Genomic DNA, 14,349 nt, shown 5'->3' on the forward strand with positions numbered 1-14,349 from the left:
CTATCTGTCGCTCCTTACCGGTAAGTCACTTGTTTGACAGCGGCGATCACCTCATCGGTGGTGATCAGAGCCAACTTTTCAAGGTTGGCGGCGTAGGGCATTGGCACATCCTTGCCGGTGCAATTAATGATGGGCGCGTCGAGGTAGTCGAACGCCTCCTGCATCACTACGGACGAGATGTAGCTGCCGACCGAACCTTGCGGCCAGCCTTCTTCTACGGTCACCAGGCGGTTGGTTTTCATCACTGAGTTGATGATCGCGCCGGTATCCATGGGGCGGATGGTGCGCAAGTCGATCACTTCGGCGTTGATGCCTTCCTCGGCCAGCTTGTCGGCTGCTTCCAACGCGAACTGCATGCCGATGCCAAAGCTGACGATGGTCACGTCCGAGCCTTCGCGCCAGATACGGGCTTTGCCCAAAGGAATGGCCAGGTCATCGACCTGTGGCATATCGAAGGAGCGGCCATAGAGGATTTCGTTTTCCAGGAAGACCACAGGGTTGGGATCGCGGATCGCTGATTTCAGCAGGCCTTTGGCGTCGGCTGCAGAATACGGCATCACTACTTTCAGGCCTGGGACCTGCATGTACCATGCGGCGTAGTCCTGAGAGTGCTGTGCGGCCACGCGGGCAGCAGCACCGTTAGGGCCACGGAACACGATGGGGCAACCCATCTGACCACCGGACATATAGAGCGTCTTGGCGGCCGAGTTGATGATCTGGTCCATCGCCTGCATGGCGAAGTTGAAAGTCATGAACTCGACAATCGGTTTCAACCCGCCAAAGGCAGAGCCAACCGCGATACCGGCGAAGCCATGCTCGGTGATCGGGGTGTCGATCACGCGCTTGGACCCGAATTCGTCCAGCAAGCCTTGGGAAATCTTATAAGCGCCCTGATATTCGGCGACCTCTTCGCCCATCAGGTAGACATCTTCGTCGCGGCGCATCTCTTCGGCCATGGCGTCGCGCAGGGCTTCGCGGACCGTTTCAGATTTCATCTCGGCGTCGGCAGGCCAATCGGGTGACAGATCAACAACTGGTGCTGCCGGCGCCGTGGATGGAGCGGGGGCCTCAACCGCCGCTGGGGCGGCCTCGGCCACCGCTGTGGCTGCAGGCGCAGCCGCGGGCAGGGCCGAGGCGTCTTCGCCTTCCTCGACCAGAACCGCGATTGGGGTGTTAACCTTGACCCCTTCGGTGCCTTCCGCGATCAGGATCTTGCCGACGATGCCTTCATCGACCGCTTCGAATTCCATTGTCGCCTTGTCGGTTTCAATTTCGGCCATGATGTCGCCGGAAGAAACGGTATCGCCTTCCTTGACCAGCCATTTGGCCAATGTGCCCTCTTCCATCGTGGGCGAGAGTGCGGGCATGAGAATTTCGGTTGCCATGTCTTAATCGTCCTCTCAGGCGTAGATATCTGTCCAGAGCTCATCCAGCGACGGCTCGGGGCTTTCTTTCGAGAATTCGGCGGCCTGGTTGACGATCTCTTTGATCTCTTTGTCGATCGCCTTCAGATCCTCCTCGGTCGCGTGTTTGCCGGTCAGCAACAGCTCGCGCACATGTTCGATCGGGTCGCTTTGTTCACGAACCTTCTGAACCTCTTCGCGGGTGCGGTACTTGGCCGGGTCGGACATCGAGTGGCCGCGATAGCGATAGGTCTTGATTTCCAGAATGTAGGGGCCTTTGCCTGCGCGGCAGTGCGCGACGGCTTTTTCACCTGCGGCTTTAACCGCCAGAACATCCATGCCGTCGACCATTTCGCCCGGTATCCCAAAGGCTTGACCTCGGTGGTAGATGTCAGCGGAAGACGTCGAACGCGCCTGAGCGGTGCCCATGGCGTACTGGTTGTTCTCGATCACGAACACCACCGGCAGTTCCCACAGCGCGGCCATGTTGAAGGTCTCATAGACTTGACCCTGGTTCGCGGCGCCATCACCGAAATAGGTGAAGGTCACGCCACCGTTTCCCTTGTACTTGTCGGCAAAAGCCAGACCTGCACCCAATGGCACCTGCGCGCCAACGATACCGTGGCCGCCGTAGAAGTGCTTCTCTTTCGAGAACATGTGCATTGAGCCGCCCTTACCTTTGGACAACCCACCTTCGCGCCCGGTCAGTTCGGCCATCACACCACCCGGCTCCATCCCACATGCCAGCATGTGGCCGTGGTCGCGGTATGAGGTGATGCGCTTGTCACCTTCCTTGGCTGCGGCCTCAAGGCCCACAACGACAGCTTCTTGCCCGATATACAGGTGGCAGAACCCGCCAATCAGGCCCATGCCGTAAAGCTGACCTGCTTTTTCTTCGAATCGGCGGATCAAAAGCATTTCGCGGTAGTAGGTTTTAAGCTCTTCCGCAGAAACATTTGGTTTCTTTGTGGTTTTTCGCGCAGCCATCGTGGCGATCTCCCCCTTCCGGACAGATAGTTTAGCGTTAAACTATCTCATAAAGCATTTCCGGCAATCTGGCGAGAGTAAATATGACGCATCGTCATTTCGCGCGGCTTCAGGCCGGGGGAACCTTCGTGCAAAGTTGGATTTCCAAGAAAAATGTCGGTCCGGCTTAGCGGATGACAATTTCGTCCGAACGGATCATGCCAAGAACCGAGCGGGCCTGCTGATCCAGCAGATCGAGGTCCAAATAAGTGTCGGACAAACGGCGGGTCAGGTTATCCATCTCGGCGATCTCGGCCTTAAGCTTGGCTAGGTCTTGTGACAGGGCGTCCCGTTCCGCTGCGATCTCGACCCGTCTGAATAGGCCATAGTCGCCCTGCACGGCGGCGAAGGTGAAATACACACCCAGCATGAAAGCCACCATGAAGAATACAACTGCGCCCAAACCGGGCCGATGGGAACGGGACACTCTGTTTACCGCCGTATGAAGTCTGCCTCAAAAACGTGCCCTTTGCGGGCATCTGTTCGCACTATGTCACAGGTGATTCGGCTTGTGAATCCCTTGATTCGCACTTTTTCGCGAATGGTCGGATTAAGTTTCTCAGCGCGCAGACTTAAGGATCTGATTGCGCGTCAGGGTTTGTTGTTCCATGCAAGCCCAATAGAACATGGGCGCCGCGCTGCCGTCACTATCCAGTTCCGGGTTGCAGGCTGCGTCGCGCGCTTTCAGCCAGGCGCGCTGTTCGTCCAATAGGGCCTGACCGTTTCCACGTGCATCGGCCATTGGTTTGACCTCAGCCCAGATACGGTTCAGTTCGCGATCAGCGATTTCCCACTTTTCCTTGGCGCAGAAATTGGCGTCGAGTTGCGTTTGCCCTTCGCAGCTGGATTGTGCCGCAGAGTAGGCAGGTATCAATATGGCGACCAGGCAGACTATGAACCTCATGACAAAATCTCCGATTCAACAAGGAGAGACTACCATGAGGCCCGAAATGCGACCAATTTTGACCTTACGCCTGACCTTCTAGGGCGGCGACGCCGGGCAGGGTTTTACCTTCCATCCATTCCAGGAACGCGCCGCCAGCGGTCGAGATATACGAGAAATCCTTGGCCGCACCGGATGCATTCAGCGCCGCGACTGTGTCACCGCCGCCAGCGACCGAAACCAGTTGTCCCGACCGTGTCAGCGCCGCCGCTTTTAGGGCCGCTGCATTGGTGGCGGTGTCAAAGGGTTCGATCTCGAACGCGCCCAGCGGGCCGTTCCAGATCAGGGTCTGGCTCTGACCAAATATGTCCGTAATGGTCGTTACGCTTTCAGGACCAGCGTCCAGGATCATTCCGTCTTCGGTGCATTGATCGGCTGGCAACACCTGATGTGGGGCATTTGCCTCGAATTTCTCGGCGACCACAACGTCCGCAGGCAGTACGATCTTACAGCCCGAGGTTTCAGCCTTGATCAAGATCTCGGCTGCGGTGTCCTTCATCGCTGTTTCCGCCAATGATTTGCCAACGCTAACTCCCTGAGCGACCAAAAACGTATTCGCCATACCGCCACCGATCACCAGGTAATCAACCTTGTCGATCAAGTTGCCCAGCAGCTCTAGCTTGGTTGATACCTTTGCCCCCCCAACAACCGCTGTCACAGGGCGCTTGGGCGCACCCAGTGCGCCTTCCAGCGCTTCCAGCTCGGCCTGCATTAGGCGACCGGCACAGGCGGGCAGCAACCGCGCGATGGCCTCGGTCGAGCTGTGGGCGCGGTGAGCAGCCGAGAAGGCGTCGTTGCAATAGATGTCGCCCAGCTTGGCCATGCCGGCGGCCAGATCGGCGTCGTTCTTGGTTTCAGCGGCGTGAAAGCGGGTATTCTCCAGCAGCAGCACCTGACCGGGCTTCAAGGCTTTGGTGGCCAGATCAGCCTCGGTGCCGACGCAATCGGCGGCGAATAGAACTTCGGTGCCAAAGGCGGCTTCAAGCGTGGGGATCAATTGTTTGAGCGACAGGTTCTCGCGCCGCTCGCCACCAGGGCGACCGAAATGGGCCAGCAGGATAGGCTTGCCCCCGGCTGCGAGGATATCGCGAACGGTCGGGACGATACGCTGAATACGGGTCGCATCGGTCACAACCCCGTCAACGACCGGCACGTTGATATCGACGCGCACCAGCACGCGTTTGCCGTTCAGGTCCATATCGTCCAGAGTTTTCCAGCCCATCGCTCTATCCTTGCCATTACAACAGATTCAGGCGGTTCTTTTCCTGCATTTTGCCTTCAGGTCAATGCGTCACTTGGCATTCACGCGCGTGGCGCATAGGTATTTGCGCAAGATAAACGACAGGAGGGCCTCATGGCCGAGATCAAGGATCCCGAAAACACGATCATCATGGAACTGAAAGACGGCAATGTCGTCATCGAGCTGCTGCCGGATGTTGCCCCGCAGCACAGCGCCCGGATGAAGGAACTGGCGCGTGGTGGTGAGTATGACAACGTGGCCTTCCACCGTGTGATCGACGGTTTCATGGCGCAAACCGGCGACGTGCAGCACGGCGATATGGAAGACGGGTTCAACCTGCGTATGGCGGGTACTGGCGGCTCGTCTTTGCCGAACGTCCCTGCAGAATTCTCGAAGCTGCCACATGACCGTGGCACCTTGGGTGCGGCCCGTTCGCAAAACCCGGACTCGGCCAACTCGCAGTTCTTCATCAACTTCAAAGACAACCACTTCCTGAATGGCCAGTACACCGTTTACGGCCGCGTCATCGACGGGATGGAGCATGTAGATGCCATCGTGCGTGGCGAGCCGCCTGCAAGCCCCGACCGCATGATCAGCGTCAAGGTTGCGTCTGATGTATAAGCTGGCCGCCGCTTTTGCCCTGCTGGCCAGCCCTGCGCTGGCCACGGGCCTGCAGATCGAGATCGAAGGTGAGGGCGCCAACGGCACCGTCACCGTTGACCTATTTGATGACATCGCCCCCAAACATGTCGAGCAGATCAGTGCTCTGGCCTCTGAGGGCAAGTATGACGGCGTGGTGTTCCACCGTGTCATCGACGGTTTCATGGCGCAGACCGGTGATGTTGAATTCGGCCGTATCGGTGGCGACATGCGTCGTGCCGGAACCGGTGGATCTGATCGCCCCGATTTGCCTGCCGAGTTCTCGGATTTCAACTATGACCGCGGTGTCGTCGGCATGGCGCGAGCGCAGGATCCAGACAGCGCGAATTCGCAGTTCTTCATCATGTTCGAACCGGGTCCGTTTCTGAACGGCCAATACACAGTTGTCGGTCAGGTCACTGACGGCATGGACGTGGTGGACGCGATCAAGCGCGGCGAAGGCCCGAACGGCGCAGTGACCGGTCAACCGGACGTGATGAAAAAAGTCACCGTCACCGAATAAAAAAAGCCCCGATGCGCATCGGCATCGGGGCTTTTTTGTCTCAGTCATCACCCATCATTTGCCAAATCAGCGCCCCAATGGCTGCGCCGATAAGTGGGGCGACCCAGAACAGCCAGAGCTGCGCCAGCGCCGGGCCATCAGCAAACAGGGCCACGCCGGTAGAACGCGCCGGGTTGACCGAGGTGTTGGTCACCGGAATCGAAATCAGGTGGATCAGGGTCAGGCAAAGGCCAATCGCGATCGGAGCGAACCCGTCAGGTGCAAAGTTGGATGTTGCGCCCAGTATGACCACAATGAAGAACGCGGTCATCACGATCTCAATCACCAATGCGGACATCATTGAATAACCTTCGGGTGACGCTTCGCCGTACCCGTTCGAGGCGAACCCGCCAACACCTTCGAACCCTGGTGCGCCGCTGACGATCAGGTACAAAACGGCCGCAGCAGCAATGGCGCCGATCACCTGCGCGATCCAATAGGGGATCAGTTCTTGCGCCGGGAACCTGCCTCCGATCATCAAGCCAAGGCTTACCGCCGGGTTGAAATGCCCGCCCGAGATATGTCCAACCGCATATGCCATGGTCAGAACCGTCAGGCCGAAGGCAAAGGAAACGCCCAACCAGCCGATGCCTACGTCAGCAACGCCAGCCGCCAGAACGGCGCTGCCGCACCCGCCCAGTACCAGCCAGAATGTGCCGAAGAACTCGGCCATGAGTTTAGGTGCCATGAAAATCCCTCCTGAAAACACTGGTTTAAGCGTAATTCAAAAATTACAATTTGTGAAATGTCAGGATAAGGAGAAAATTCTCCAACTGTGTTCAAGGATGACTTTTCACGTCCCTGTTGGCTTCATTTCTTTGCGTTGTCCCAACTGGCTGGATCAAGTCGAAACAGCTTTGACAGCTGTTTATAAACATCGGGAACAGCGGCCTTGAGCTGCCGGGGTTGTTCAAAAAACACCTCGACCGACACGGCAAAGAACTCTTCGTGACCCACAGCACCATAGGGATCGATAACCGTATGTTGGCTATGCTCGACTGCGCGAACATGGGCGTCATAGGCTGTCAGGAAAACACGTTCCCACTCCGCAAAGCTCTGACCGTCGCTCAGAATCGGAACGCCGTTGGTGCCCCCAGACAGGTCATCGACCTGATGCGCAAACTCGTGCAGGACGACGTTCTGCCCATCGTGATCATTCGCGGCGCCTTGCTTGCTGTGTGACCAGGATAAAATGACCGGCCCGCGATCCCAGCTTTCGCCGGTGCGTACGATCTCTTTCTCGCTGACGACATAGCCATCCTGCCGGCGCTGACGTGATTTGAAGGCGCTAGGATAGATCAGGATGGTTGTCAGGTGATCGTACCAAAGGTCGCTGTTAACCAACAAAAGGCTGGCTTGCGCAGCAATGGCCAGCTCCATCTCTTCGGTGACCTCCAGCCCGTCGCAGCCGTGGAACTCCACCTGGTCCAGAAAAAGGTTCACCTTGCCGTCCAGCTTGGCCCGCAGATCGGCGGGAAGGCGGCGGATCAGTGGTACTTGCTGCTCGATCAGCCTGCGCTGGTGGTCGGTCAAGGGCGTGGCCAGCAGGGCCTGCCGCGCTTGGGACTTTGACCAGTGGCGGTACAGAAAGAAGCCCGCAATCAACAGAAGGATAGAGAAAAAGATCAACATGTCAGAACCCTATACCGACCACAGCAACCGGCAAGGGCAAAAGAAAAACGCCGCAGGCTGACCCGCGGCGTTTGCTTATTCATATTTAGGGGCAGTGTTACTGCTTGACCTCGGCCGCCGGGTTGGCGCCCGACTTGCCGCTGCGGCCAGGATTCAGCGGGTCGTCCTGACGCTGCACTGAACCTTCGAAATGCGCGCCGCTTTCGATGGCGATGGTCTTGTGGATGATGTCGCCTTCGACACGGGCAGACGAGGTCAGGCGCACCTTCAGGCCACGCACGCGGCCCACGATGCGGCCGTTGATCACGACGTCATCAGCGGTGACTTCGCCCTTGATGGTCGCGGTTTCGCCGATGGTCAGCAGGTGTGCGCGGATGTCGCCTTCTACTGTGCCTTCGACCTGGATGTCGCCCGTGGTTTTCAGATTGCCTGTGATGTGCAGATCCGAGGACAGAACCGATGCCGGAGGTTTGGGCTTGGGCGCGGTGCTGGCCTTGGTTTCCGCCGGTGCAGGGGCAGCCGGTGTCGCCGGAGCAGCAGGTTTTGCTGTCTCGGGGGCGTCGGATGCGGGCTCGTTGATTTTGCTCTTAGAAAACATTTCTCGCAGCCTTAATGTAAGTCATTGGATTTCTTGGCACACCGTCGACGCGAACCTCATAGTGCAGATGCGTGCCGGTAGACCGTCCAGTGCTACCCATATCAGCAATATGATCCCCGCGCGAGACCCTTTGGCCAACCTTGACCCGGATCTTGGTATTATGAGCGTAAAGAGTCTCAACCCCGAACGCGTGCTTGATTTTCACCAGCCTGCCGAACCCGGATTGCCAGCCCGCATGGGTGACGATTCCGTCGGCGGTGGCAAAGATGTCGGTTCCGTGGGCACCGGCAAAATCCGCCCCATTGTGCATGCGCCGCCCCCCGGTTTTTGGATCCCGTCGCGTGCCAAAGCCGCTGGTAAAGCGCACCACATCATGCACCGGGCTGGCAAAGGGGGCTTTTTCGGCGGCAATGCGGTACAGGTTCAGCTGGTCCATCTGTTGCAGCAACACATTCGCGCGGATTTCGTCGGGGGTCAGGTCCTCTCCGCGCGTGCTGAATGAGATGGGGGTGAGGGGGCCACCCATACCGCTATAGCCGCGGCGGACTTCTTCGATAATACGGTCGGTGGGCATACCGGCCTGGCGGAACATTTTGTCCAGAGGCTCAACCGAGATAATCATCGCCTCTTCCAGCTGACGGAAAATCTCGTCGCTGCGTTCCTGCATCAAACGGATTTCCAACTCAAGATCGTCGCGCTGTGCCAGAGCATCCTTTGCATCGGCGGCGATTTGGTCGCGCTCTTGTGCCGTCCGGACCAGAGCGTCGGTCATGAAATTCATTTGTTCCGGGTCGCCTGCGGCGGTCATATAAATGTCGCCGTCATCGGTCTCGACCTGCATGCTGGCTAGCTCAGTGCGGGCCTCTTCGCGCTGTTTCATCGTGGCGCGCAGGGTGGTCTGGATGACCTCGATCCCGGTCTCAAGCTCGCGGCGGCGGTTTTCCGACGCCAGCAGCTCCGATTGCATCGCCGAGATCTGTTCCAGCGCCGCGTTGAACCGGTCTTGCGCGGCCAGCGCTTCTTGCGCCCGGGCATCCCGTTCCGTCGACAGGATGTTCAGACGGTCTTGATAAGTCGCCTGATCGCGCTTGGCTTGCTCGCGGAAATTACCCGATCCGATGCTGTCCATTAGCAGGATCGCCGTGGCGACGGCGGTCCAGCCAACGAATACTGCAACGCCAGCAACGGCGAAAATCTGCGTTTCCGAGCTGAGCCGGATAAACCGCGTGTCGTTGTCAGATTTAAGAAAGACTCGGCGTTCGGGAAAATGCCGCTCGAGCAGTGAGTGTAACTTAATTGCCAGACGTGTTCGCACGCGTCTTCACCTCTCATCCCCAAGATTCGGGACCGGTCGTGAGTGATAGCCGTCCCTTTGGCGAAGTGCATAGAGGGCACGCGGGATTTGGGCAAGTTTGTAAACTAGTTCACACATGAAACCGCGTTATTCCCGCCAAATCTCGGCGGGAAATTGCCGATAACATCAATTTGCGCGCGTTTATTGCGCCGAGCCGGGCGCGGGCAGCTCCTCGGTCAGGGGCCAGTAGAAATCAGGCGGCAACCCGGCCTCGGCGCGTTTTTCTTCGTTGAAAGGTGGCTTCAACACGCCGTGAAAGTACCGGCGAACCAATTGGTGAAACACATCCTTGGGATCGGCATTCTCGCGCCCACACAGGAAATGAAACCATTTTGAGCCATAAGCCACATGCCCAACCTCTTCGGCATAAATGACTTCCAGCGCAGCAATAGCTTTTTCGTCCTTGGCCTTGCGGAATATGTCGATCATGCCGGGGGTCACGTCCAGCCCGCGTGCCTCAAGCACCATGGGAACCACGGCTAATCGACCCATCAAATCTTCGGCGGTGTCCTCGGCCGCGCGCCACATCCCGGCATGGGCGGGCAGAGCGCCATAGTTGCTATCCATGGCCTCAAGGCAATCGCACACCATCTCGAAATGACGCGATTCCTCTTCGGCGCATTTAACCCAGTCGTCATAAAACCCGACAGGCATAGGTACATGACCAAAGCGGGCGATGATGTCCCAATGCAGATCGACGGCGTTCAACTCGATATGCGCGACGGCGTGTAGCAGGGCGATACGGCCCGCTTCTGTACCCGGTTTCCGTTTCGGTACCTCGCGCGGGGAAAGCAGTTCAGGTTGATCCGGGCGTGCGGGTTGCAGCGGCGGCGTAGCGGTGCCGATCTCGATCTCTGGCGCGTCACCGCTGCGCGATGCGAACCACGCGGCGGCATGACTTTTGGACAGGGCGGTTTTTTCCCGACCATCCGCCGTTGTCAGAACCTCAGTAGCCATCTGGGTCAGCGTTTTGGGCACCATGTTTCTCCGCTTGATTGCACGCGCGGCTCTTAGACCGGATGGCGCGCGTGGTCGAGGGGCGTTACATCGCCCGTACGGCTTCCAGCACTTCATCCACGTGACCGGGCACTTTAACCTTGCGCCAGATCTTGGCGATTTTGCCATCGGCATCGATGATGAAGGTCGAGCGCTGAATGCCCATCGATTTCTTACCGTACATATTCTTTTCAACCCATACGCCATAGTCCTCGCAGACCGACGAGCCCTCATCCGACAACAGCGGAGTGGTCAGATTGTGCTTGGCAACAAACTTGTCGTGCTTGGCGACGCTGTCCCGCGAGATGCCGAAAACGTGAGCGCCCGCGTTACCAAAGGCTTGAAGTTGTTCCGAGAAACCGATGGATTCCTTGGTGCAGCCCGGCGTATCATCACGAGGATAGAAGAACAGAACGACGGTGCCGCCGCGCAGGGCTGACAATGTGACCTCGCCGCCTCCGTCGCGGGGCAAAGTGAAATCAGGGGCGATGTCTGAAACGTCGGGCATTGGAAACTCCGCTAAAGTTTTTTAAGGGCTGCCAGACATCATAGGGCGGCGCGGGCGGGTTGGAAGACGTGGATAGAAAATTGGTGCAGCACGAAGACAAAAGTGCGTCGCAGCCCAAAAAGCCCCGGCGTCGCCGGTCCCGTCGTCGTATTGCCGCGCATTTTTCCGGTTGGACGGTCCTGTCGCTGGGGCTGTTGGTCTTTGTGGGCTGGTTTTTTCTGATCGGCCAGAATCTTCATGCACCCGAATGGTTGCGAAAGCAGGTTGAACAGCGCCTTGAACACAGCCTCGGAGGGCTGAAAATCCGGTTTGGCGACGTCAACTTTATCGTGAATGAGGAATGGCGTCCCCGTCTGCAGCTGAGCGACGTGACGATCAGCGACGCAGCCGGGCAGCAGATTGCGCAGGTTTCGGACCTGCGCACCCGATTGTCGATGCGCGGGCTTTTACGGGGTCAAATCCGCCCGCGCCGCATCATCCTTCGCGATGCACAGATCGCGCTGACCCGGGGCCTGGACGGAGCATTGTCGCTGACAGTTGGTTCGGGCAGCGCCCCTGTGCAGCAAGCACCGGACCTGGCTCAACTGATCGAGCAATCGGATGATGTATTCCTGTCGCCTATCCTGTCCGGGTTGCGTTCGGTCGACTTGGAATCGCTGACGCTGGATTATCAGGATCTGCGTCTTGGGCGGGCTTGGGTATTCGACGGGGGGCATATCACTGTGACCCGCACCGGCGATGAGATGCATCTGGCCACTGGGTTTTCCGTGCTGACCGGGCGCGACTATGCAAGCTCGATCGAGGCGAACTATACCAGTGTTCTGGGTACGCCACAGGCACGGTTCGGCATTTCGATCACCGACCTGCCAGCCGAAGACATCGCCAGCCAAAGTCTTGCCCTGTCGTGGTTGCAGGTTCTCAAGGCACCGATCTCTGGGGCGTTGCGCGGCAGCATTGACGACAGGGCGGCGTTGGGGCCGCTGTTTGCAACGCTAAACCTTGGAGCAGGCGCGGTGCAGCCTACGCAGGAAACGCGCCCCATTCCATTCGAGTCCGCCAGAACCTACTTCACCTACAACCCCACGCGGCAGGAGCTGGACTTCAACGAAGTTTCGGTGGTGTCCGCATGGGGCGCGTTTCATGCCGAGGGCAAGGCGTTCCTGCGTGGAATTGAAAACGGTGCGTTGGAAAGCCTGACCTCGCAGCTGAGCCTCAGCAACATCAATATCAACCCGGCCAACCTGTTTCCAGAATCGCTGAACCTGGCACGCGCCGAACTTGATATGAAGATGAAATTGGCCCCGTTCGAATTGCGGTTGGGTCAGATCATGGTCGAAGACGCCAACTATCGGTTGCTGGGTTCTGGCACGCTGATCGGCGAACCCGAGGGTTGGGCGGCGCAACTGGATGCACATCTGGACAGCATGAACGGGGATGAACTGTTGAACTACTGGCCTGAACGCCTGGCGTCAAAACCACGGCTTTGGGTCCAAGAGAATTTGTATGAAGGGCGGTTCTCGGACGTTGACTTTGCTTTGCGGCTGCGGCCAGACAGCAAACCAGATATCTATCTGGATTTCGGTTTTGACGAGGCAAAGATTCGGTTCGCCAAGACCCTGCCGCCGCTTGAGAATGCGCAGGGACAGGCCAGTCTGATCAATCACCGTTTCACCGCCACCGCTGAATCGGGTGTTGTCATCGCGGATGAGGGGGGCGCAGTTGATGCCACGGGCACGTCCTTCATCATCCCCGATACCGAGATCAAGGGGATTTCCCCGTCGATTACCCGGATCACGGCCAAAGGGAGTGCGACCGCTGCGTTGTCGCTGCTTGATCGCCCGCCGCTCAGCTTGCTAACCAAAGCGAACCTGCCGGTTGATCTGGTCGAAGGTACTGTAAATCTTGCCGGAACATTGTCGCTGCCAATGAAGAAGGGGTTGAAATTCGAAGACACCGAATTCCACTTTCTTGGTGATATCGACAATGTAGAAAGTGACAAACTGGTTCCTGGTTTTTCGGTTAGCGCCGATCAGCTGGCGCTTGAAGGCAACCAAACCGGAGTTGAAATTTCCGGCGAAGGTTTGTTTGGCGACGTTCCCATCCAAGCTGCCTGGCGACAACCAATCGGTGGTACCGAAGCGCAGCGCAGCGAGATGACAGGTCAGATCGAACTATCCCCTCGATTGATGACAGAGCTGAATGCTGGGCTTCCGCAGGGGATGCTGACGGGACGGGGGACGGCTGATATTGCGCTGGGAATTGGCGCAGGAACGCCGCCTAAGCTGACCGCATCGTCCGATTTGAAAGGCGTTGCGCTGGCTATTCCCGAACTGGGCTGGCGCAAGGGAGCGGGCACAACAGGCGCGATGACGCTTGAGGCCACCCTGGGCGACAAACTGCGTGTGGATGAACTTAAGCTGGATGCAGCCGGATTGCGTACCACCGCGTCGATCTCGTTCAACGATGGTGATTTCGACCGGGTTCAGTTCAGCTCGTTTGATCTGGGCAATTGGCTGGCGGTTCCGGCCGAACTGATCAATCGAGGTGGGGCAGTACCGGATATCCGGGTGCTGGGCGGTGTGATGAACCTGGGCCGTGCGACCTTTGGCAGTAGCAGCGGTGGTGGCTCGGGCGCGGGACCCCGGATGGACGTGACGTTGGACCGTCTGCAAGTGACCGAGACCATAGCCCTGACCGGTTTCAAGGGCGCGTTTCAAACCACCGGTGGCGTCAACGGCTCTTTCACCGCAAACGTAAACGGGGGTGCCCCCGTGCGTGGACAGGTCTCTCCGCGCGCAGGTCGCAGCGCAGTGACGTTAACCTCGGGGGATGCCGGGGCAGTTTTGCGGTCTGCGGGCATGATCACACAGGCGCGAAGCGGGTCGCTGAACGTGCAACTGGAACCGGTTGCGGGGCCTGGCAACTATGACGTGATCGCCAAAATTACCAATACATACATCAAGGATGCCCCGGCCATGGCCGCGCTGCTGAACGCTATCAGCCTTGTTGGTCTGGTCAATGAAATGGCCGGGCAGGGCATCTTTTTCTCGTCCATCGAAAGCCGGATGCGCATCACCCCGACCGAGGTCAAAGTTCTCAGCGGCAGTGCGGTCGGGCCGTCGATGGGATTGTCCTTTGACGGCACCATCAACACGGTTGCCGGAACGCTGAACCTGCGTGGCGCGATTTCTCCGATCTATCTGGTGAACGCGATTGGCAGTGTTTTCACTAAGAAAGGTGAGGGCGTCATTGGTTTCAACTATACCCTGACCGGACCGTTGCGAGACCCAAAAGTCTCGGTCAATCCGTTGTCTGGGCTGGCACCACTGTTTCTGCGAAACCTACTGAGGGCTCCAGCACCCACGGTGTCCGATGGGCCAAATGCACAGCCGATAAAACCGGATGAGCCGAAACGAACTTTCGGGGCACCACCATCAGACCGTTGAAT

The 14,349-nt window shown here is 58.2% G+C and carries 14 protein-coding genes; 3 read left to right on the forward strand and 11 right to left on the reverse strand.

Annotated elements, in window-relative coordinates:
- Positions 1-14: 14 nt before the first annotated feature.
- From ACR0AJ_RS06605 to ACR0AJ_RS06625, 5 genes are all read right to left on the reverse strand, one after another.
- Positions 15-1,385: a pyruvate dehydrogenase complex E1 component subunit beta gene (locus ACR0AJ_RS06605; RefSeq protein WP_170577651.1), complete on the reverse strand. Its 1,371-nt coding sequence runs from the start codon at positions 1,383-1,385 to the stop codon at positions 15-17.
- 15 nt (positions 1,386-1,400) lie between these two features.
- Entirely contained in the window at positions 1,401-2,390 is a 990-nt protein-coding gene (gene pdhA / locus ACR0AJ_RS06610; protein ID WP_170349044.1) for a pyruvate dehydrogenase (acetyl-transferring) E1 component subunit alpha, read from the reverse strand.
- 166 nt (positions 2,391-2,556) lie between these two features.
- Entirely contained in the window at positions 2,557-2,856 is a 300-nt protein-coding gene (locus ACR0AJ_RS06615; RefSeq protein ID WP_170349043.1) for an FtsB family cell division protein, read from the reverse strand.
- A gap of 132 nt (positions 2,857-2,988) precedes the next feature.
- Positions 2,989-3,333: a lysozyme inhibitor LprI family protein gene (locus tag ACR0AJ_RS06620; RefSeq protein ID WP_480636993.1), complete on the reverse strand. Its 345-nt coding sequence runs from the start codon at positions 3,331-3,333 to the stop codon at positions 2,989-2,991.
- A gap of 64 nt (positions 3,334-3,397) precedes the next feature.
- Entirely contained in the window at positions 3,398-4,594 is a 1,197-nt protein-coding gene (locus tag ACR0AJ_RS06625; protein ID WP_480740408.1) for a phosphoglycerate kinase, read from the reverse strand.
- A gap of 132 nt (positions 4,595-4,726) precedes the next feature.
- Here ACR0AJ_RS06625 and ACR0AJ_RS06630 point away from each other — a divergent pair, with 132 nt between their 5' ends.
- Both ACR0AJ_RS06630 and ACR0AJ_RS06635 read left to right on the forward strand, forming a co-directional pair.
- Positions 4,727-5,233, forward strand: a complete 507-nt coding sequence (locus ACR0AJ_RS06630; RefSeq protein ID WP_170349040.1) for a peptidylprolyl isomerase — start codon at positions 4,727-4,729, stop codon at positions 5,231-5,233.
- A complete protein-coding gene (locus ACR0AJ_RS06635) occupies positions 5,226-5,774 on the forward strand; it encodes a peptidylprolyl isomerase (protein ID WP_170349039.1) in 549 nt (182 codons plus the stop codon). The genes ACR0AJ_RS06630 and ACR0AJ_RS06635 overlap by 8 nt, the downstream gene beginning before the upstream one ends.
- Before the next feature lie 40 nt (positions 5,775-5,814).
- Here the strand turns inward: ACR0AJ_RS06635 and aqpZ are convergent, their stop codons facing one another.
- From aqpZ to ACR0AJ_RS06665, 6 genes are all read right to left on the reverse strand, one after another.
- Positions 5,815-6,501, reverse strand: coding sequence for an aquaporin Z (gene aqpZ / locus ACR0AJ_RS06640; RefSeq protein WP_170358950.1), 687 nt, complete (start codon positions 6,499-6,501; stop codon positions 5,815-5,817).
- Positions 6,502-6,623: 122 nt separating this feature from the next.
- Positions 6,624-7,445 carry a M90 family metallopeptidase gene (locus ACR0AJ_RS06645; RefSeq protein WP_170396174.1) on the reverse strand — a complete coding sequence of 274 codons (822 nt, stop codon included), beginning with the start codon at positions 7,443-7,445 and terminating at the stop codon, positions 6,624-6,626.
- Between the two features lie 97 nt (positions 7,446-7,542).
- Positions 7,543-8,043 carry a bactofilin family protein gene (locus tag ACR0AJ_RS06650; protein ID WP_170349036.1) on the reverse strand — a complete coding sequence of 167 codons (501 nt, stop codon included), beginning with the start codon at positions 8,041-8,043 and terminating at the stop codon, positions 7,543-7,545.
- Entirely contained in the window at positions 8,033-9,358 is a 1,326-nt protein-coding gene (locus tag ACR0AJ_RS06655; protein ID WP_480647009.1) for a DUF5930 domain-containing protein, read from the reverse strand. Before ACR0AJ_RS06655 ends, ACR0AJ_RS06650 begins: the two co-directional genes overlap by 11 nt.
- A gap of 180 nt (positions 9,359-9,538) precedes the next feature.
- Positions 9,539-10,378 (reverse strand): ferritin-like domain-containing protein, encoded by an 840-nt coding sequence (locus tag ACR0AJ_RS06660; RefSeq protein WP_170349034.1) that lies wholly within the window; start codon positions 10,376-10,378, stop codon positions 9,539-9,541.
- 61 nt (positions 10,379-10,439) lie between these two features.
- Positions 10,440-10,901, reverse strand: coding sequence for a peroxiredoxin (locus ACR0AJ_RS06665; protein ID WP_170349033.1), 462 nt, complete (start codon positions 10,899-10,901; stop codon positions 10,440-10,442).
- 68 nt (positions 10,902-10,969) lie between these two features.
- Here ACR0AJ_RS06665 and ACR0AJ_RS06670 point away from each other — a divergent pair, with 68 nt between their 5' ends.
- On the forward strand, positions 10,970-14,347 hold the full coding sequence (locus ACR0AJ_RS06670; RefSeq protein ID WP_368040132.1) for a YhdP family protein: 3,378 nt from the start codon (positions 10,970-10,972) through the stop codon (positions 14,345-14,347).
- Positions 14,348-14,349: the final 2 nt, after the last annotated feature.

Source organism: Ruegeria sp. CJ9 (assembly GCF_056536625.1).